The sequence below is a fragment of the Phycisphaerales bacterium genome, assembly GCA_016716475.1.
Lineage (GTDB): Bacteria > Planctomycetota > Phycisphaerae > UBA1845 > Fen-1342 > JADJWG01.
Genome location: JADJWG010000001.1, coordinates 626615 through 646470, shown reverse-complemented (window position 1 = coordinate 646470; position 19856 = coordinate 626615). Strand labels below are relative to the sequence as shown.

The following is a 19856-nucleotide window of genomic DNA, read 5'->3' as shown; positions in this document are numbered from 1 at the left end:
TGCCCGCGGACCTGCGTCGCGTGTTTCCGTTCCTGCGGCTACGACCGGAGAGTGCCTACGGGCACAGACTCTGGCACGGCGCCGGGGGGTTCTTCAGCAGCGCGATGAACGGCGAGATGTCGGCGAAGTTGACCACGCCGTCACCATTTGCGTCGCTGTTGAGGTACGGACCGAAACCCGCGGCGAGATTGCAAGTCCAGTTCGCAGCACTGCCGGCCTTGATGGCGGCAATGAAGGGCGAGATGTCTGCGAAGTTGACCGCTCCGTCCCCATTCGCGTCGCCTGGGCAGACAGTGGGTGGTGCGAAGAAGGCCAGGTCGAGGGCATCGACGCTGCCGTCCCCGTTCAGGTCGCCACCGGCCCAGCCGAGGCCGACCTGACCCTGGTTCGCCAGCACGATGGCCTCGTCGGCGGCATCCACTACGCCGTCGAGGTTCACATCGCCATATTCCGTCCCGAGGATCACGCGGACGAGGTGGTCCACATCCGCCTGGTTGATCAGGATCGTGCGACGTCCGTTGACGAGCTCCGGACCGGTCATGTCCGCGCTCAGGTCACTGAACACGGCCTGGTCGAGGTTGTACCAGTCGACCTCCGTGTTGTCGTAGCCGAGGTACTCGTTTTTGAATGCGCGGTAAACAGCGTCGATGTCCTTGGCGTCCACGCTGCCGTCGGCGCCGCGCGGATCAGCTCCGGGGGTCGCGCCTTGAGCCGAACCTGCGATGTCGCCCGCCGAGTCGCCGGGCTGATAGACCTTGCCCGTCGCCAGCGTCGTGGCGAAGAAATTGTCATTCCCCGTCAGGTTGAACCACTCCTGGTCCACCCGGCGGAAACCCTCCGGCCGGTTGAGCCAGTCGCCGAACTGGGCTGCCACCGGGTCGTTCGGATCCAGCGCCGGCTGGGCCGGGTCGAGCGCCAAGCCGTCGGCAAAATAACGCACGTCCGCCGCATCCAAGTTGCCGTTGCCGTCGAAGTCTCCGATCACATGCACGATGACGACGTTCGCGACCTGGTCGCCGGCGTCACCGCCGACCGGCCACGTCGGCTGGCCCTGCTCGAAATCGAGCGGCGCCTGGTAGGCCTCGAGCAGCTTACGGATATCGTTGATGTTACGACGACCGTCCCGGTTGAAATCACCCTGCACCTCGTTGCGGGCGGCGAGTCTGTTCGCGCCGTTGCCGAGGATCGTGCGCAGCATGCCGGTCGTGTCCTTGTAGGCGTAGGCGGCAACCTGGCCGTCCGCGTAACCGTCGGCCTTGTTCACGCGGCGCGGCACGAGGCCGGCCGGATTGGCATCGCCGTACGGCCGCAGGCCGCCGGGCCAGCCCGAGTCGAGCGTGTTATTGGCGGCCACGAAAGCCGCGAGCACTGGATTGAAATCCGGGTTGGCGCTGAAGTTCACTGGGTTGGTGATATCGGGCAGGGCCTCGAGGCCGGCGGTCAGAAAGTACACCGTGGCGAGGTATTCGCCCGGCATGTTGAACTCTTCCGGCTGGCCGGGGTCACCGGCGAAGGCCGCGGCGCTCTGCGTGATATTGCGCAGGTACCAGGCGGCCTGCTGGCTGGTCATGTAGGTCGGGTGATTGGGGTCGGTCTCGAAGGGGTTGCCGCGCGTGACAAAGGTGACGGTGCCACCGAGCTGCCAGCCGGTGCTGGGGTCGCCATTGTAGACAACGGCCTGCACATCCGGACGGACAAAACCGAGGGCGCTACCGCCGCGGTCGTCGAAGCGGATGTTGAGAACTTCGTAGCGGCCACGGGCGGCGTCGAACGCGGCGCGCTCATTGCCCGAGAGGCCGGTGAAGCCGATTGCGAGGCGTGAGACCTCGACGGCGCGCTCGATACCGCTGGAGCCCTGGGCGTTGCTGATCTTGCGATTCAGGCCCAGGTTGGCGTCGTTGGTGACGGCCCACTCAGTGTCGAGGTTGTCGCCGCGGCCCCAGGCCGGGTCGATGCCGGAGGTATTCTGGATGCCATTGCGCGTGCCGGAGCCCGACGAGCGCGTCGAGCCGGCGAGGTTTTCACCGTGGCGCAGGCGGCCGGCCACCATGAGGTGCTGGATATCCGTCATGCGGATATCACCCTCGAGACCGTTGCCACTCAGATCCGGGCGACCAATGCCGCGATTCGCGATGTAGGTAATGGGACCCCACGCCGCCGCGGTATCGTAGATCGTGTAGTTGTCGGGGGCATCGTAGTTGGTGTTGAGCTGGATTGCCGAGCAGTCGCGGTCGAGCGACTCAAGCTCGCTGACCCAGCCGGTGTTCGAGGCAATCGGGTTCACGCCGTAGCCGGGGAAGGTCGGAGCCCGATTCCAGCTCACCTGCGTCAGATCCGCGGGGCCCTTCACGGCCCAGGCACCGGGGACATCAATGGCGGCACCATCCACGCTGCTGCGGCAGAAGGGCGAGCCGTCGTCGTTGCCGGTGTCGCCGTCAGGGTTGCTGAAGCCGTCTGCGTCGAGACAGTCGGCACCAGGGCCGTTGAGCTTGATGCCCTGGCTAGCCCAGCGGAAGCGGTTTAGGAAACCGTCTTCGGGCGGTACAGCGCCGGCGTGTGTGCCGCACAACTGCCAATCGACGAACTCACCGAAGCCGTTGATCGATCCGACAGAGCGGTACGATACTGCCCAGAAAGTGCCCAGCGAAGCGGCGCCGCCATACTCGGCTGCGAGCTGATCGACGAAAGGCGGCTGCCCCGGATTGAACCCGAAGAAACCGTCGCCGTCGACATCAATCGCGTCGTTGGTGGTGGCCGGCGAGAAGAAGAACGGACGGAACAAGGTTGCTCCGCTGAAGTTCACCTCGCCCGCGAGAGGATGGTTCTGGAAGACGATCTGTGCGCTGGCGGGAAGCGCGAGGTAGCCCGCCAGGGCCAAGGCGCCCAGGCCAAGCCCACATTGCCTGTTTCTCATCCGATGCTCCTTTCGTTGGTGCCGTCCGAAATCACGCGCCCTGTTCGACCTGGAACCGGCGCGCACCGAGAGCCGCGTCTTGTCACGATGCACTTCCAAACCCCTTGCCGCTTTCCCACTCCGGAGAGTTTCGGCAAGTGGCGGGCGCCCGAGTGCGCCCGCCGCATGCAAAAGAAAACGCTACGGCTGATCCAGTGTCTGCCCGTAGCGGTTGATCACTTCGTTCTCACCCGTGAGGGAGTAGTACCGCGAACCCCACTCGCGCTGCCGCAGCGTCTGCAGCACGGTTTTCCGCTCGACGTGCGAATCGGCATACAGGAAGTTCGCCGAGCCGCCGAGCCGGTCCGTGCCCGGATGGTGGCGGCCGACCGCGTTCATCTCCGACATGCCCGGATTCTCGAGGACGCCGTTGGCCTCCTCGACGGCGGTGGCGCCGAGCAGACCGTAGTTCTTGAGGTCACTGGGCGTGCCGTACATGAAGCCCGGGGTGTTGAGCGGGGCGGTGTACTCGTTCGAGCCCGTTCCGACATGGTAGAAGGGATTGAGCGGGCGGTGGCTCTTGCTGCGGATCAGGCCGCCGCCGCCGCCGACGATTTCACCGGCGACTTTCCAGTTGCGGTTGAACTCAGTCGCGAGGATGGTCTTGCCGGCATCCTTCACGCGGTGCTCCTGCACATAACGGTTGATCCGTGGACCGCCGGAAAGCAGGGGGGTGAACTTGTTTCGCGGGAAGATCGCGGCATTGCCGGTGTAGGCCAGCCAGGGGGCCTGGCGATCCTCCCGCGAGCCGGCATTCACGCTGCCCTGGTTGTTGCCGGCATCGTCGATCTGGTCGCCCATCCAGAAGGCCCGCTCCGGACCGGGGTTGGTCCGTGGAGTCCCGCCCTTGGGAAACTCGGGGCACTGGAACGCCTTGTTGTCCGCCTGGCCGCCGGCATAGAGGAAGTATGACCAGTGGACGTAGCCGAAATTGCGGTTCAGCGGCTGGTTGGTGGGATCGTACGCACCGCTGCCATCGTAGGGATACATGTAGGAAGCCGGGTAGGTCCCCTTGCTCTCCGCCAGGTACACCCCCATCGCCTTGCCGACGTGTCCGAGATTCGTCGCGCACACGACCGCGCGCGCCTGCCGACGCGCGCCATTCAGCGCGGGCAGCAGAATCGAGATGAGCAGCGCGATAATGGCCACTACCACGAGCAACTCAATCAGTGTGAATCCGCGTCTGCATCCCCGTGCCTGTACCGAACCCTGCACCATTGCCAGCTCCTGTTGCACCAGTCCTGTTGCCGCACCACCTTGACCTGCGGCCTGGGCAGCAGCGCACCCGGGGCTTCAGCGCAGGATCTGACCCCGCGCGAGGGCTCCGCTGGTCGACCTCTGCTACCAGCACCGCGACAGCAAAGTACCGCGTGCCCGTTAGTTTGATGTGATGCGTGTGTGAGCCAGGGGATAAGTTTGCATGAAGGATTCGTATGTCTTGTTGCGGGTGCACCCCGTCCCCATGGCGCAACCGTGTGCGCCGGCATCCGTACCCGCTTGGACCGAACAGAGCGCTACTTCAGCGCGTCAGGATTGAGTGCCTTGAGATCATCCACCACGAACAGCCCGTCCTTGCGCACGAGTTGGCCATCGAAATACAGCTCCCCGCCGCCGTACTCGGGTCGCTGGATCATGACCAGGTCCCAGTGAATCTCGCTGTCGTTGCCGTTGTTGGCCTCGGCGTACGCCTTGCCCGGGGTGAGGTGGATGCTGCCCGCGATCTTCTCGTCGAACAGGATGTCCTTCATCGGCGTCAGGATGTAGGGGTTCACGCCGATCGCGAACTCGCCGCAGTAGCGCGCGCCTTCATCGGCGTCGAGCACCTCGTTCAGCCGCGGCGTGTTCGTGCTTGACGCCGCCACAATCTTGCCGCGCTCGAACTGGAACCGGATGTTCTCGTGCGTAGCCCCGCGGTACAGCGTGGGCGCGTTGAACTGAATCGTCCCGCGGATGCTGTCGCGGACCGGCGCGGTGAAAACCTCGCCGTCAGGAATGTTGACCTTCCCGTCGCACGGGATCGCCGGGATGCCCTTGATCGAGAACTCCAGGTCCGTTTCGCCCGGCCCCTTCAGGCGCACGCGGTCGGTTGCCTCCATGCGCTTCTTCAGCGCCTGCATGGCCCGGCCCATCCTGGCGTAGTCCATCGTGCAGACATCGAAGTAGAAGTCCTCGAACGCTTCGGTGGACACCTGCGCGAGCTGTGCCATGCTGGCGCTGGGCCAGCGGAGCACCACCCAGCGCGTCTTGGGCACGCGCACCTCGCTGTGGACCTGCCGCCACACCGTCGATTCGTAGATCTTCTGCTTCTCGGCCGGTACGTCCGACAGCTCCGACACGTTCGGGTTGCCGCGTGCGCCGATGTAGCAGGCCACGTTCTCCATCTGCAAACGCTCGACTTGTGCGACCAGCTCCCATTGCTCCTGCGTGGCGACCTGCATCAGCGCCCGGTTGACCTGGTTGCTCTTCAGCAGCACGAGCGGCCGTGCCCCGGCCGCCGCCGCCACCCGCACGCACTCGTTCGTGAAAGCGTGCGGCACGTCGATCGCCTCGATCAGAATCTTCTCTCCCGCCTGAACCGCACAGGAATAGTTCACGAGCGTTTCGGCCAGCTTCGTTACGCGCGGATCGACCATCACACTGCCTCCGGTTGTCGGGGCGACCCACCGTGGCCGCCGCATCAGGTCCCATCATAACGCCCCCCGCGCCCCCCGACCGCCCCGCTGGCGCGCGTCGTCGCCCGCATGCCCGTACGGGCAACGGCCGCCGCGGCCCCACTAGACCCGCACGTTCAACCCAGCGGTTGGTCCAGGTGCTCACGTAGCCACGCCACGACCTGGCTCTTGTGGACCTTGGTTTGCACAAGCGTGTCGCGGTTGCGCACCGTGACCTGTCCATTCTGCAGCGTGTCACCGTCGATGGTGACGCAGAACGGCGTGCCCACCTCGTCCTGGCGGCGGTAGCGCTTACCGATGCTGCCTTGCTCATCGTACATGGCGGTCATGTGCTGCTTCGCTTCCCGATAGAGTCCCTCCGCGACCTCGGGCATGCCCTCCTTTTTAACCAACGGGAAGAAGGCCACCTTGAGCGGGGCTAGCTTGGGGTGGAAGCGCATGAGCACGCGCGTCTCGGGCGCGCCCTTCTCATTCGGGGCGGTGTCTTCGGTGTAGGCCTCGCAGAGGAACGCGAGCGTGGCGCGGTCGGCGCCGGCCGAGGGCTCCACGACGTGCGGCAGGAAACGGTACGGCGCCTGGTTCTTGACCTCCTTCGCATGGGCGGGGTCGCTGGCGAACTTGTCCTTGTCGCGCTCCCAGGCGTCGTTGTCGAAGTAGGTCAGGTCCTTGCCGCTGAACTGCTGGTGCTGTGAGAGGTCGAAGCAGCCGCGATGGGCGACCCCTTCGAGCTCCTGGAAATCTTCGGAAAAGGGGAAGAGGTACTCGATGTCGGCGCAGGCCTGCGAGTAGTGGGCCAACTCATCGGCGCCCTGGTCGCGCAGGCGGAGCTTTTCGCTTTTCAGGCCGAGGTTGATGTACCAATGAAAACGCACGTTGCGCCAGAACTCGTACCACTGCAGCGAGGTGGCGGGGTGGCAGAAGAACTCGATCTCCATCTGCTCGAACTCGCGCGAGCGGAAGGTGTAGTTGCGCGGATTGATCTCGTTGCGGAAGGCCTTGCCGACCTGCCCGATCCCGAAGGGGACCTTCACACGGGTGGTGTCGAGCACGTTCTTGAAGTTCGCGAAGATGCCCTGGGCGGTCTCGGGGCGGAGGTAGGCGATGCTGGAGGCATCTTCCACCGCGCCGACGTAGGTCTTGAACATCAGGTTGAAGAGGCGCGGCTCGGTGAGCTGACACTTGTCGTGGGCACCGACGTGCTTGCTGGGTTTCAGCGGACACGGCGTGTTCGCAACCTGGTCGGCCCGAAACCGTCCCTTGCACTCCTTGCAGTCGACCATCGGGTCCGCAAAGCCGCCCACATGTCCGCTTGCCTCCCAGACCCTGGGGTTCATGATGAGCGCGCAGTCGAGGCCGACCATCTCAATCTCGTGGCCGTCCGGGCCCGGGGGCGGATTGGTGATCATGTCCCGCCACCACTGGTTCTTGATATTTCGCTTCAATTCGACCCCGAGCGGGCCGTAGTCCCAGAAGCCCCCGATGCCACCGTAGATCTCACTCGACTGGTAGATGAATCCCCGCCGCTTGCACAGGGCGGTGAGCTTGTCCATGAAGCTGGTTTCGGCGGCCATGAGGTTCCTCGGGTTGGGCTGTGCCGCGTGCGGGAGCCACGCGCTGTTCCGGCGCACCTATCGGAAAACGGGCGAGAATCTTAAGCCGGAGTGTCGGTCGGGGATAGCGGCGGGCGCGCATTCCGAGCACTCGATCAGGGTGTTCCGACGGTGAATGCCGCGGGAGATGGGGTTTTCGGACGTGAAGTGGTTGAACGCGCAAAGTTTGCCGTGAAATTTTTCTGTCAAAGATCCTGCCACGAAACGCCTCCCGATTTATCTAAAGTAACACACAATGGTCCTATTAGCGTTTCATAAAGGAAATATGTGTGAATTTGGGAGGTTAGACCCTCTCTTGGGTTTTGGGTGCGCGTTCTTTCCAACAAGGTCGGTTAGCCGGATTCGCGATACATGCTATGGCGAAGGTGAGTCGGGGTGCTGCCGGCCCGCGGAGGTCAGAGCGGCATCGGGAAATCGGGTCAGTTGCAGGACCGGTCGGAAACGACCCCAGTCCGATGTGCCTATGGAGGCCAAGCCATGATGCAGCAGTGTGTGCAGCGCAAGAAGATCACGAAACCGCGGGCGGCCATGGATCTGAATCTGGTGATCGCTGAAGCGACGCGCATCGCACAGATACGTCGGCAGATCGCGGAAGGAACCTACCTCACGTCGGACAAGCTCGAGGCCGCTCTGGAACGGCTGCTCGAGTCGGTGCGGCAGGTGCCGCGACCCGCGCGGCGGGCCACGGGAAGCTAAGGCGTGCCTGTAGCTGTGATCGAACTGATTTGACAAACGCAGCGCGGACCCCGGCGCGCTTCGCCCCATTGCGTGGCTGGGCGCCACGACATGGGTATCTGCGGGTAGAACTGTCAGAACCACCACGCCGTGCCGGCGGGCTGCTTGATCAGCACGCCACGCAGGTAGGCGACGGCCTTCTCGAAGCCCTCCTGAACGCTCATCAGTGCATCCTCATGCTCGATGCTGATGACACCGTCGTAGCCCTTGATCCGCAGCATGCTGATGAATGGTTTCCAGAACTCATCGCCGTGGCCGTAGCCGCAGGTGCGAAAGACCCAACTCCGGCGGTGGAGGTTGCCGTAGCTGCCGGTGTCGAGCGTACCGTGGATACGGGTATTGTGAGCGTCGATCCCGGTATCTTTACCATGTACGTGGAAGATGCAGCCGGCGTCACCCAGGACACGCGCCGCCTCGACGGGGTCGATGCCCTGCCAGAAGAAGTGTGACGGGTCGAGGTTGGCACCCAGTTGCGACCCGCCGGCCGCGCGCAGGCGTAGCAATGTGCCGGGGTTGTAGACGGAGAAGCCGGGGTGGGCCTCGAACGCTATTCTTACACCTGCACTGGCTGCCTCGGCGTTCTTCTTCGACCAGAAGGGAATCAGCACCTCGTCCCACTGGTACTTAAGTATGGCTTCATAGTCCGGTGGCCATGCGCAGGTGACCCAGTTGGGGCGGGTGTCGCCTGGACCGCCGCCCGGGCAGCCGGAAAAGTTAATCACAACATCGGTGCCGAGGAGCGGGGCAAGCCGTACGGCCGTATCGTGGGCCGCGGTGTGGGCGCGGGCGAAATCAGGATCGGGATGAACGGGGTTGCCGTGCACGGCGAGACCGACAATCTCAAGTCCGTGGGACTTGCAGTCGTCCTTGATACGCTGCTGGGCGGCCCGGTCGCGGAGCACTTCGGCGGGGTCGAAAAAGGGCTGACCGGGATAGCACCCCACGGGCAGCTCGATGGCTTCGAGGCCGACCTGCTGGCAGTAGTCGAGGGCCTTTTCCCACCCCATGCCGGCGAGTCCGGCGGACATCACACCGAGTTTCATCGTGCGTGGCTCCTTCGTCGTGACTGGGTGGGTGCTCGTGGCACGATTCTGCGGGCGGGACGCAAGGCGTTGGCTTGCTCGTGGGGCCGGGCTTCGCGCTAACCGCCTTGCATGATCAACTGGTTGCCGGCACTCGTCCCGCTGTTGGTCAGTCCCAGTTCGCTGCGTGCATACTCGATCAGGTAAGGGGTCACGGCGTCGAAGAAGCCGTTGACGGCCGAGGTCTGCGCGATGCGCAAGCAGGTTCCCGTGGAGAGCAGCGGGAAGGTGAGCGCGGCGATTGCGGCCGAACGAGCGAGGCGGTTCCACTTGGTGCGCATGATTGCATCTCCTGGTAGAGCACCACGCGAACCAGTGTCCCGTGGCGTTCCCATCCCGCGGTGAGCATTATAAGGACGTGTGCAGGGTGTGCCAACGGGCGGAGCAGGGTAGCCGTGGGGGCGGCCAGGCCTTACAACGAGCGCGACGCCGCGGGTGGCGTGAGGTGTAGCGTCCTGATGAAGCCGGAAACGCGACACAGTTTTCTGCTGGTGCGTGGGACTGCACTCACGGCGGTGCTGGGGCTGGCCTACACCGTGCTCGTGGCACGTCGGATGGGTGCGGTGGAGTACGCCGACTTCATCGCGGCGGTGAACCTGGCGATGTTCGGGCAGGTCGCCATGGGGCCGATTCACCATCTTGTGACGCGCTTTACAGCCGAGTATCAGGGCCAGGGCGCACCTGGACGCATCGCGCGTCTGCATCGGTGTGTGCTTGAGCAAGCAATGCGTTGGGGAGTGCCGGGGGCCTTGGTGGCGGCTGGTGTGCTCACGCCACTCGCGAATGTGCTGCAGTTCGCGACACCTTGGCCGGTGTATGCCGCGGTGGGTGTAGTGTTGGCGACCCTGCTGATCAGTGTGCCGCGCGGGGTATTGCGCGGAGCCCAGGCGTTCGGGGCATTCAATTTGAGCGTGGTGTCGGAGGCCGCCGCGCGGCTGGCAGTGGGGTTGTTGCTGGTGTCGTGGACCGGAAGTGTGGTGGCCGCGGTAGGCGCGTACGTGCTGGCGATGGTGATCGTCTGGCCCTTTACAGCCGGGCGGGCGCGGGCGATCTGGGGCCATGCGACGGAGGAAGCGATCGATCCGGCGGTACTGCGGCGCTTCGTGGGGCCGTTGCTTGGGGTCACGCTGACGACGGCGGGCTTCCTGTACAGCGACATGCTGGCCGTGAAGTACCTGTTCCCGCCCGAAGTGGCGGGTTCGTACGGCGTGCAACTGGTGCTCGCGAACCTGATGGGACTGCTGGTGACGCCGTTCAGCACGGTGCTACTGCCCGCGGTGACGGCGCGGCATGTGCGGGGGGAGGGCGCGCGCGGCGTGGTGGTGCGTGCGGGGATTTACATCGTGATCCTGGTCAGCGGTCCGTTGGTGGTCTATGGGCTGTTGCCGCGGACATTACTGCGGACGCTGTTCGGGGCGGGGTATGTGCTGGAGGGGGAAGCACCGGTGCTGCTGGCGCTGGCGCTTGTGCGACTGTTGACGCACCTGGGCAACCTGGTGGCAATGATCCATGTGGGCCAGGGACGGTTTCGGTTCCTGTGGGTGTACGTGCTGGGGCTTGTGGTGGAGTGGGTCGTCATGCTCCGGTGGCACGGCACGCTCACCGACGTGGTGTGGGGGCTGGTGGCCGTGCAGGGGATGACGTTGGTAGCCATGAGCGCGTACCTGCTGGTGGGGCGTGCGCCGCGGCTCGCGGACTAGAGAGTGATCAGGAGCGGCGCGTGCTGCGCGTCGCGCCGGAGGCGGGACTCTCCCTCGCATTGCAGAGCGACTCGAGTCCGTCGTGCCGTGCCAGATGCGCGAACGCTGCGGATTCATGACAGTCGGGGGCCGGACTAAGCAGAGGGCGGGGCCTGCGGCGGCCCGGGGCGCTCGTCCGAACCGTAGACCGGGGCCAGTGGATCGAGGCCAAGCTTGCACCAGTCGGCTGATGCGGAGCCGCCGGGCGCGTCGGACTCGAAGCGAATGGTGCCGAGGCCGGTGCGCTTCGTGCTGCGCGTGACACCCTTCCAGCGCGTGCGCGCCCACTGGAACAGGCGGCCGACCAGGCGGTCGGGCAGCCACTGGATGAGCCAGCGGCCCCATGGGGTCCAGCAGGCGCGGAACACGATACCCATGCAGAACTCCATCACCACGCGGCTGCGGGGTACCCCGGGCGCGAGACGGTAGCCGTAGTCGGGCACGGGACGCCCACGGGCCACCCCGGCGCCGATGCGCAGGAAAGCCCCGCGTTTTTTCAGGTCGAGCCCATGGCTGTGCATGGCGACGGTATCGTCGTAGCTCAGGGGCTGGGCGCTGATCCCTCCGGCGGCGCAGAGCTCCTCGAAGAGCTGCTGACCGGTGCCGGTGCGCACCACGAGCATCGAGAAACCCTTGCCGCGCTCTTCGTAGACAGGTGCCCAGGCGTCGCCGCAGGAGACGTCCGCAAACTCGTTGGCGAGATCGGTGCACTGCAGGCAGCGCTTCATGATGTAGAAGGGGATCAGGTAGTTCGCGTGAAACTTCGGCATCTCGATCACGCGGCCCGATTTCAGCTCGACGCGCATGTTGCCGGGCCACTCCCCGGCGCGGAAGGCGAGACTCTGCACCTCCGCAAGGTTGTGCACACCCTGCTTGGCGAGAAAGGACCGGGTGGACGCGAAGTGCAGGATGTTTCCGCAGTAGATCCCGATGACGTACCGGAAGCGGCGCGCGACCGGGTGACCGGCCTGCTGCAGCTTGCGCAGGGAGTGTACCTGGCAGGGGACCCCCACATAGGCGAGCGGTTCGCCTTCCGGGGCGATGTCGCGGAAGAGGACGTTGTAGGGGCGCACGACGTACTTGCTTTGCGCCGCGGTTTGCGCCTCCGCAAAGGTGGTGGCGAGGCGTGGTTCCGGCAGGTAGGGGCGTAGCGCGTCCATGCCCATCACGTATGCCCCGGCGATCTTCTGCTGCGCGAAGAGGTGCTGGAGGAAGGCCGTGGCGAGCCCGCCACTCGCGCCGCCCTGTCGCACGGCCGCGTCCGTGGCGTGCGCGACATACAGGCCGCGATAGGATCCGATCAGGGGGTGCTCGGGTTGGTGGCCGTGCAATACGTGGTTCAGGGCCGGGAAGTCGACGTAGCGGCCCGAGCATCCGGTGTAGCATTCGGCGTTGCAGTCCGCACACGCGTCGGTGCGTTGTGGCAGACAGTCGCCGAGCAGGTCGGGCACACTCAGCGCACCATGCGGGCACGCTCCGATGCAGGTCCCGCAGCGGGTGCACAGGCCGGCGTCGATGACCTCTGCTTTCAGAAGCTGGAAGTAGTCCACGGCGATGAATCCCAGCACCAGCGTGGCGGCTCAGGCCGGCGACGCGGGTGGTTTGCGACAAAAGTAGAACTGCCGAATGCCCAGCTCCCCCAGGGGCGTGCGTCCGAGCCAGCGGCCGAGAAATTCGTCCGCGGGCGCCAAGGCATCGGGGATGACTGGCAGAAACACCGTTCCGCGGTGTTCGAGTAACGTGAAGCCGGTGGCGCGTAGTTGGCGCTTGACCTGCCAGGACCACGGGAAACGGTGTGGGCCTTCACCATGATTCTCGAAAAACGTTTCGTAGAGGCGCAGCAGGGGTTCCGCCGAGCGCGAGGGGCAACTTAGAACCAGCTCACCGCCGGGCCGCAGGGCTCGATAGAGTTCGGCCAGAAACCGGGCCGGCGCCGGGCAGTGCTCAAGGGTCTCGAGCGAGAGGACCGCGTCATAGGCGCCGGACTCGACCGGTAGCGTGGAGAGGTCGGTCTGGTGAAAGGTCTCGCCGGGAAACCGCCGGCGGGCCTCTGCCACCATCACGGCCGACGCCTCCAGATGGAGGAACTGACCCTGGGGAAAGCGGGCGTGCAGATAGGGCACAGCTTCGCCCATCCGCGCCCAGATGTTCAGGAGGCGCGGCGCCGGGCCGCAGGTGAAGTAACGCAGCCCGTGGAGGAAGCGCTGGCGGTGGCCGTAGCCGATTTTCTCGTTGGCGCGGTCGTAGATCTCGCCGACGCGGTCCCAGTGATCTCGGACAGCGTGGATCGTGAACCCCGGGTCGGGCAGCGGTGCCGGATCAGAAGCGGTCATGGAGTTCTCGGCGAATCGCTGCCACCTGGTCGACGAGCAGCGCCATCATGAAGATCATGATGCCGCTCAGTCCGAAGATGACGGCCGTGGTCGGCACCGCGAGGCGGAAGAAGGCGAAGTTGATCCCCGTCATGAGCACGGCGAGAACCAGCAGCAGACCGCTGACGGGCAGGAACACGCGCAACGGGTCGAACAGGACGGTGAGGCGCAACATGAGCATCAGGGTCTGGGGTCCGTGAACGAGTTGCCGGACCGTGCTCACGCCGGCGCGTTTGCGCACATCGATCGGCACCCAGTGGATGCGCCAGCCGCCCTTGAGTGCGACGAACGTACTGGTCGTGGAGAAGGAGAAGCCCTCCGGCATGAGGTGCAGGTACCGCAACAAGCGCTCGCGGCGAAAGATGCGCAGGCCGGAGTTAACGTCGGGAATCTTCTGCTGAGCGAGGAAGTCGGCAAAGACCTGCAAGATTTTCTTCCCGGGGCGCCGGGAGTTGTCGACGTGCGATGTGCGCGTCCGGGCACCGACGACAAGGTCGTACTCCGGACAGGCCCGGAGCAAGGCCGCGACATCCTCCGCGGCGTGCTGCCCGTCACCGTCACAAAACAGGATGTACGGGCGCGAGACTGCCAGCACCCCGGTCTTCAATGCGGCGCCATAGCCGCGGTTCTGATCGTGACGCACGACCCGCACACCGGAAACCGCGGCTGCGAGTGCCGCGGTCCGGTCGGTCGAACCGTCATCCACGACGAGCACTTCGGCGGCCGGAAAGGCCCGCCGCAGGTTGGTGAGCGTAGCACCGATCGCGAGTTCTTCGTTGTAGGCGGGCACGATGATGCTGGTCGCCGCTGCGGCGTCGGGGGTCAACACAGCGGGGTCATTTTCATTCAACGCCTCAGAAGGTGTTCCGGAGGGTGTGGTGCTGGCGGGCGGTTGAGCGGTCATCGCGAGTCCATGACGATCCGGGCCGGAAGGAGTACAAGTGCCCTTACCCTTGGCGCCGAGCGATGATAAGAAGCTCTACCGAGAGCGTCAAACCGATGGCGCCGGACGGCGACATCGCGTAGACTTGGGGCGGGCTCGGCACCGCGGGTGCTTCGGAAGAACGGAACTTGTCGCAGGGCTCGATGCGGAACGCCACAGTACATAAGACGACCCCAGGCCAACGCGATACGGCCATTGCGATCGCCATCGCGTGCCTGACTGGAGTCGCGGTGCTGCTGACGCTCGCCGGACACGGTGCCGCTGAGTTCATCGGAGCACGCAGCGCTACAGCGTGGTTCCTGCTGGGCGCGGTGCTGGCAACGGCCGCGCTCACCGGGTGGGTGTACGTGGTGCTGCAGCGACGCGCGCGCCAGGCGGAATGCGCATGGGCAACTGCGTGGTGGCACGGCATTGTGTTGCTCGCAGCGGTGGGCTTCTACTTCGCCGTGCCGCTGCCTTCTGCGTTTCCGCCACAGGCAGCGCAGGTCGTGACGCTCACGGCGACCGGGGAGCATGTTGCTGAGTCCAGATCGGCCGAGGTGTGGCTGTTCGGGCTGGACCACGGGGAGCGACGCGTCTCCCTGCGCGGCTTCGAACCCGGTATCGGCTGGGAGGTGCGGGGGCGTGCGCTCGTGTCGTACCGAAATCAGCCGGCGACGATCGTATGGCGCGGCTACCTGCGGCCAGAGAGCGAACTGGTGTTAAGGCGGCACGCATGGTCGGGTGGTGTGCGGATTGCAGTGGACTCCGAGGTTCGGACGCTCGATCTTTACGCGCCGGAATCGTCGGAGGTGCGCATCCCGATCGGAGCGGGCCGTGCGCCGAGCGCCGCGTGGCAATTGTCTGTCGCAATGGCCGACATCTGGCTGCTCAGCATTGCCCTGTGGCTGGTTGGGGCGTGTCTGCTGGTTCGCCCGGATACCGCCGGGACAAAGGAGCCGCCGCGGTGGTCGTGGCTGGCCTACGGCGCTCCGGCGACGATCCTCTGGAGTATGTACCTGATTGCGTTCTGGCCGGGATGTCTGACCCCGGACTCGATTGCGCAATGGGACCAGATGTTGTCCGGGAACCTGCTCGATGATCATCCGTACGTTCACACCCTTACGATTTGGTTGATCACGCGCCTGTGGTTGTCACCGGCCGTGGTTGCGATGGTGCAAATTGGAGTAGCCGCGGCCGTGGTGGGGGTGGCGCTGCATGTGTTCCGGAAGGCAGGGGTCCCGGCCTGGGCATGTTGGGGAGCGGCTTGGTTGTCGGCGCTGGCGCCAGCGCAGAGCATTTTGGCGGTCACGTTGTGGAAGGACCTTTTCTTTTCCGCTGGGCTCACACTGCTCACGGTGCTGTTTGCGTTCGTGGCGGTGCAGCAGGGGCGTGCCCTGCGGCGCATCCCCGTGCTGGCGGGCCTCGTCCTGGCGGGGTTACTGGTCGCGTTGTACCGGCACAACGGGTGGCCGGTGGCGCTCGGCGCACTCGTCCTGCTCGCACTGGTGTATCGTCGCTCCTGGCCGCAGATGGTGGTCGTACTTCTGCTCGTGGGTGGCACTTGGTATGCGGCCAAGGGTCCGGTGCGTGCAGCGCTCGGCATTGCGCGGAGTCCGCTCGGCATCGAACTGCTGATGATGCACCATGTGGCCGCGCATGTGGCGGCCGGGACGACGACGGAGCCCGAGCGGGCGGAGATGACGGGGCTGTTTCCGGACTTTGACGAATGGCCGTACCGCGCGGACACGAGCCGGCCGTTTCTGTACGGCCACGCCCGGGGGATGGAAATCATCGGCCAGAATGCGGAGGCGATCCGTCGGGTCTTCTGGAGCACGGCAGCACGACGCCCAGATGTGAACCTGTGGCACGTGGTGCGGAATGCGGCACTGGTGTGGCGTGTGCAAACACCGCCGGGAACGCTCTATCCCATGTCGCCGGTGTGGCGGGATGGTCAAGAGTTACGGTATGTCGCGCGCAATACTGCCGACCTGCGTGAAGCTTCGTTGTCGCCACAACTGGCAAAGTGGCTGGCGCGGCAGGGGCAGTGGCAGGAAAGTACGTGGTTTACGGCGGTCTGGTGGCGGAATGCGTTGTGGCTGTACATCGCCCTGCTGGCGGTGGTGCTCGCAGCGCTGCGGCTGGCCGACGTGCGCCTGCTCGTGGTGGCGCTGCCGGTGCTGCTCAACGCCGCCATCCTCGTAGCAGGTGTGCCCACGAACACGCACCGTTACGCCTTCCCCGCCACGTGCATCGGCATGTTGCTCGTGGTTTGGCCGCTGTTGGCGCGGCTGCCACGTACCAGGGTGCCGCCGCAAACTCAGGACACGGACGCCGACGAGCGCGCCAGGCATGCGTCGAAGTAAGCGGCGAAACGCTCGGCCTGGTGGCGCCAATCCCAGGACTGGATCGCCGTGAGATTTTCGGCCGAAAGGGTTCGAAACAGGGTGGGGTTCGCGACCAGGCGACGGAGTGCATCCTGCAATGCCGAGATGGAACGCTCCGGCAGGATGAAATCGCGCTGTTGAGAGCCGAAGGCCTCGGGAACCACGCCGACATCGGTGGTAATCACCGGGACGCCACAGGCCATGGACTCCAGCACGGGATTCGGTGTGCCCTCGATCTTCGATGTGCAGACGTAGACGTCGATAGTGCTGTAGTAGTGCACCATTTCACGGTGCGGGATCATCGGACCACCTTCGGCGCGATCCGCCAGTTGGAGACGTACGGGCAGGCCCTCCGCAATCAGTTCTTCCACGGCCGGTCGCAGGATGGTCTGCACGCCCTTGAAATCTTCGAGCTCGGACGACCACTTGCTGTTTCCGGTCCAGCCGATCACGATCTCACGCTGACCGATGTCGTCGAAGCGCTCGGAATTCAAAGGGTAGAAGAGTTCGAGATCGACGCCGTCGGGCAGGACGGCCGCGGGACGGGGGAAGTCGGGAATGGCCTCGTAAATGCGTTTCAGACGCTCAGAGCCGACGTAATAACTGTTGACCACGTTGCGGTAGAGCGCCGCCCGGGCGCGCAGGGCCGCCGGCTCGAGGTGCAGGTGGTCGTAGATGCAGGTGGAAATGAGCTTGTCGCGGATGTTGCGCTGCAGGAAGTCGGCATGACGGCCCCCCAGGTATTCGACGTAGACGCGGGTATGCGGCTGTTCAAGCAGCGTCAGGTACTCGCGCCAGAACACGTGCACGAGGTCGCACTCGCGCGCCATCAGGAAGACATGCACCACGTTGTCGACGACCGCGGTGGGAATGACCAGAAACTCGTAGCGGTCGCTCAGGTGCCGGCAGAGCTGCTGGGAAATGTTCCAGAAGGCCCACCAGTCGGTGTCGGTGATGAGAGCGATGCGCGGTTTGCGCGCCACGGTAGCCGGGACGGGGGCCGGCGGTACAGGCACGTCTTTGGAGAGGCCGAGTTCGGCGTGCCGCGCGGCGAGCCAGGCGTCGACACCCTCATTCCACACTTTCATGTAGTGCTTGGTCTCGAGGTACTCGGCCGAGCGCCGCAGGACTTCCCGGGAGAAGCGTCGGCGTTCGTAACTGCGGTCGTCCTCGGTGTCCGGCGGGGGGTGGTCATGCACGAGCGCGACGCAGGCGGTGTTGCCTACTTTCAGGCCGTGGCGGAAGAGGCGAATTGAGAAGTCGATATCCTCAAATCCAACGAACATGCCCTCGTCATAGCCACCGACAGACTCGAAGGTGGCGCGTTGGATGACCGACGCCCCGCCGAAGAGGAAGGTCGACAGGAACGGTCCGGTCGGCGTGGCCTCGGGTGCGCCTTGGCGATAGGCCGAACCGGCGCCGATGGTCAACGCGCCGCGATCCACACCCGGGTAGAGGTGGCCACCCTTGGCGAAGAGCGTGCGGCCGTCGCCATCGAGCAGCGGGAGGTTGAGAAAGTGGCATCCGAGGATGGCGAGGTCACGCTGAATTTCGGTGAGCGGGTTTGCCACGAAGTAGATGTCGTTATCAAGGCACAGCACCCACTCGGTATGGACATGATCCATCGCACGATTGCGGCCGCCGGCCACACCGTAATTGTTACCGAGCTCGACGAGACGGGACTGAACGGGTAGCGCCCGCAGGCCGTTGCGCAGCGCTTCCAGCTCCTCGGCTTCCGAGCCGTTGTCAACCACAAGCACCTCGCCCGCGAAAGCGGAGAGGTGTTGACCGATCGACTGGAGCAGGCGCAAGGAGAGTTGCGCCCGATTGAGCGATATGAACGAGATGGTGAGGTTGCGGCCGTTGCGGCCGATATTGGGGCCCTGGGGCTTGTAGGCGTCGGCGGCCAGCAGCCGGTGATTGGGTTCGTACACGTAGGCGAACGTGCGAAGTCCGGGGATCAGTCCGTGGTGGGGGTCGGGGATACTCATGGAGTGGTCGAGTCTCCGGACAACGTCCGGCCGCGTAACCGACGCAGGATGTAGCCGCCTGCCCGGCGCAGCAGGTAGTAGGGTGAGGTCAGCAGCAGGCGTCGCGCGCGGGCGAGTTCGGACTCGAGGTTGGCGATGTGGGTACGCCACTCGGCGATGATCGTGGCCCGGTACTCCGCCTCGGCGGAGGCGGCGTTGCGTTGCTGTTCGAGATCGGCCGCGTGCATCTGGAGTGCATGGAGGGCCGTGGCCTGGGCTTCGGCCGCTCGCCCGCGCTCAAGAATCTGCTCGCGGATGTATTCGTTCTCGGCCTGTACCGCCGCGCAGCGCAGGCCCTGGTGACGGACCTCGCGTTCGAGCTGCTCGATGCGGTATTCGGCTTTGCCGACGGCCTCACGGTAGCGTTGTTCCCGCTCGGTGACTTCCTGCTCGCGGCGCAGGATTTCGGCAACTTCGCTCTCGTATTCGCGCAGTCTTTCGCGAGACAGCGCCAGGTCGCGACGGGCGTCGAACAGCTCGGACCGCAGGGCCACCGTCTCATCGCGCAGACTCTCGACCTGAGCGCGGCGGTGGGCCTGTTCGCTCGCATCCATCGAACAGGCGAAGAGGGTGGCGGTCGCCCCGGCCGCAGTGTCCTCCGGACCCCACAAGCCGAGAAAGTAACTGCACGTCCCCCAACGCACCTGCTCCTCGGTCGGCACCAGCAAGGCGTTACCAAGGGAGCGTGCTTCGAGCAGCGTGCGGACGGGCTGGTTGAGCCGCCCGAGCATGCGATCGTCGGGTGCGAGGTTCACGTAGCCCGCGACCGGTGTGCCGAGCAGGTACGAGCGCGCCGGACCGAGTACGTCTTCGGCCACCCGGCGGAATTCATCAAACGTATATTTACGTGTGTGAAAGGGGTTGTGTTCGTCCGGTGTGCGATAGTACCAGTGATCGTTGGGGCAGGAGAGGATCAGGACACCCTCCGGCCGCAGGAGTTGCTTGAGAATCACGAGTACGCGTGCGGGGTCGCGCAGGTGTTCAAAGGTTTCGAGTGAGACGATCAGGTCGAACTGACCGGGACTGAAGAGGGCCGGAAGGTCCTCGGCGGCGTGGCAGTGGTAGGTGATCCGCGGAGAGCTGAAGTGGCGCCGGGCGCTATCGATCGCCTCCGGTGAAATGTCGACCCCATGCACTACAGTGGCGTCCCACTGCTCGGCCATGAGGTAGGCGCCGTAGCCCTGGCCGCAGGCGATATCCAGGACCTGGTGCCCGGCGCAATGCGCCCGGGCGAGCAGGTAGCGGTTGAGATGGATGGCGGCCTCGATCGCCGTGTGTTTCTGACCGGCGTCGAAACTCAGGCGCTCCATGGCTGTGGACATACTGACCTCGCAGCGGGCCGCGCTTCAGGACG

14 protein-coding genes are annotated in these 19856 nt (G+C 65.1%); 3 read left to right on the top strand and 11 right to left on the bottom strand.

The window, feature by feature from the left end:
• Positions 1 to 55: 55 nt before the first annotated feature.
• The 4 genes from IPM18_02780 to IPM18_02765 all read right to left on the bottom strand — a co-directional run bounded on the left by IPM18_02780 (position 56) and on the right by IPM18_02765 (position 7196).
• On the bottom strand, positions 56 to 2914 hold the full coding sequence (locus tag IPM18_02780; protein ID MBK9118514.1) for a hypothetical protein: 2859 nt from the start codon (positions 2912 to 2914) through the stop codon (positions 56 to 58).
• A gap of 180 nt (positions 2915 to 3094) precedes the next feature.
• Entirely contained in the window at positions 3095 to 4171 is a 1077-nt protein-coding gene (locus IPM18_02775; protein MBK9118513.1) for a prepilin-type N-terminal cleavage/methylation domain-containing protein, read from the bottom strand.
• Between the two features lie 296 nt (positions 4172 to 4467).
• On the bottom strand, positions 4468 to 5586 hold the full coding sequence (locus tag IPM18_02770; protein MBK9118512.1) for an aminopeptidase: 1119 nt from the start codon (positions 5584 to 5586) through the stop codon (positions 4468 to 4470).
• A gap of 155 nt (positions 5587 to 5741) precedes the next feature.
• The gene (locus tag IPM18_02765; protein ID MBK9118511.1) at positions 5742 to 7196 is read right to left on the bottom strand and encodes a glycine--tRNA ligase; all 1455 of its coding nucleotides are present in this window, start codon (positions 7194 to 7196) and stop codon (positions 5742 to 5744) included.
• Positions 7197 to 7712: 516 nt separating this feature from the next.
• On the opposite strand from IPM18_02765, the gene IPM18_02760 reads away from it, so the two are divergent.
• Positions 7713 to 7931: a hypothetical protein gene (locus IPM18_02760; GenBank protein MBK9118510.1), complete on the top strand. Its 219-nt coding sequence runs from the start codon at positions 7713 to 7715 to the stop codon at positions 7929 to 7931.
• Positions 7932 to 8044: 113 nt separating this feature from the next.
• On the opposite strand, the gene IPM18_02755 is transcribed toward IPM18_02760, so the two are convergent.
• Both IPM18_02755 and IPM18_02750 read right to left on the bottom strand, forming a co-directional pair.
• Entirely contained in the window at positions 8045 to 9013 is a 969-nt protein-coding gene (locus IPM18_02755; GenBank protein MBK9118509.1) for a sugar phosphate isomerase/epimerase, read from the bottom strand.
• A 98-nt stretch (positions 9014 to 9111) separates the two neighbouring features.
• A complete protein-coding gene (locus tag IPM18_02750) occupies positions 9112 to 9333 on the bottom strand; it encodes a hypothetical protein (protein ID MBK9118508.1) in 222 nt (73 codons plus the stop codon).
• Between the two features lie 177 nt (positions 9334 to 9510).
• Between IPM18_02750 and IPM18_02745 the strand changes: the two genes are divergently transcribed.
• Complete coding sequence (locus IPM18_02745; GenBank protein ID MBK9118507.1) at positions 9511 to 10752, top strand: oligosaccharide flippase family protein; 1242 nt, start codon at positions 9511 to 9513, stop codon at positions 10750 to 10752.
• Between the two features lie 134 nt (positions 10753 to 10886).
• Here the strand turns inward: IPM18_02745 and IPM18_02740 are convergent, their stop codons facing one another.
• From IPM18_02740 to IPM18_02730, 3 genes are all read right to left on the bottom strand, one after another.
• Entirely contained in the window at positions 10887 to 12359 is a 1473-nt protein-coding gene (locus IPM18_02740) for a Coenzyme F420 hydrogenase/dehydrogenase, beta subunit C-terminal domain (GenBank protein MBK9118506.1), read from the bottom strand.
• Between the two features lie 12 nt (positions 12360 to 12371).
• Positions 12372 to 12926 carry a methyltransferase domain-containing protein gene (locus tag IPM18_02735; protein MBK9118505.1) on the bottom strand — a complete coding sequence of 185 codons (555 nt, stop codon included), beginning with the start codon at positions 12924 to 12926 and terminating at the stop codon, positions 12372 to 12374.
• Between the two features lie 184 nt (positions 12927 to 13110).
• Positions 13111 to 14067 (bottom strand): glycosyltransferase family 2 protein, encoded by a 957-nt coding sequence (locus IPM18_02730; protein ID MBK9118504.1) that lies wholly within the window; start codon positions 14065 to 14067, stop codon positions 13111 to 13113.
• A 182-nt stretch (positions 14068 to 14249) separates the two neighbouring features.
• Here IPM18_02730 and IPM18_02725 point away from each other — a divergent pair, with 182 nt between their 5' ends.
• Positions 14250 to 16451 carry a hypothetical protein gene (locus tag IPM18_02725; GenBank protein ID MBK9118503.1) on the top strand — a complete coding sequence of 734 codons (2202 nt, stop codon included), beginning with the start codon at positions 14250 to 14252 and terminating at the stop codon, positions 16449 to 16451.
• Here the strand turns inward: IPM18_02725 and IPM18_02720 are convergent.
• Complete coding sequence (locus IPM18_02720) at positions 16406 to 18463, bottom strand: glycosyltransferase (protein ID MBK9118502.1); 2058 nt, start codon at positions 18461 to 18463, stop codon at positions 16406 to 16408. The genes IPM18_02725 and IPM18_02720 overlap by 46 nt on opposite strands.
• A complete protein-coding gene (locus IPM18_02715) occupies positions 18460 to 19824 on the bottom strand; it encodes a methyltransferase domain-containing protein (GenBank protein MBK9118501.1) in 1365 nt (454 codons plus the stop codon). The genes IPM18_02720 and IPM18_02715 overlap by 4 nt, the downstream gene beginning before the upstream one ends.
• Positions 19825 to 19856 lie beyond the last annotated feature (32 nt).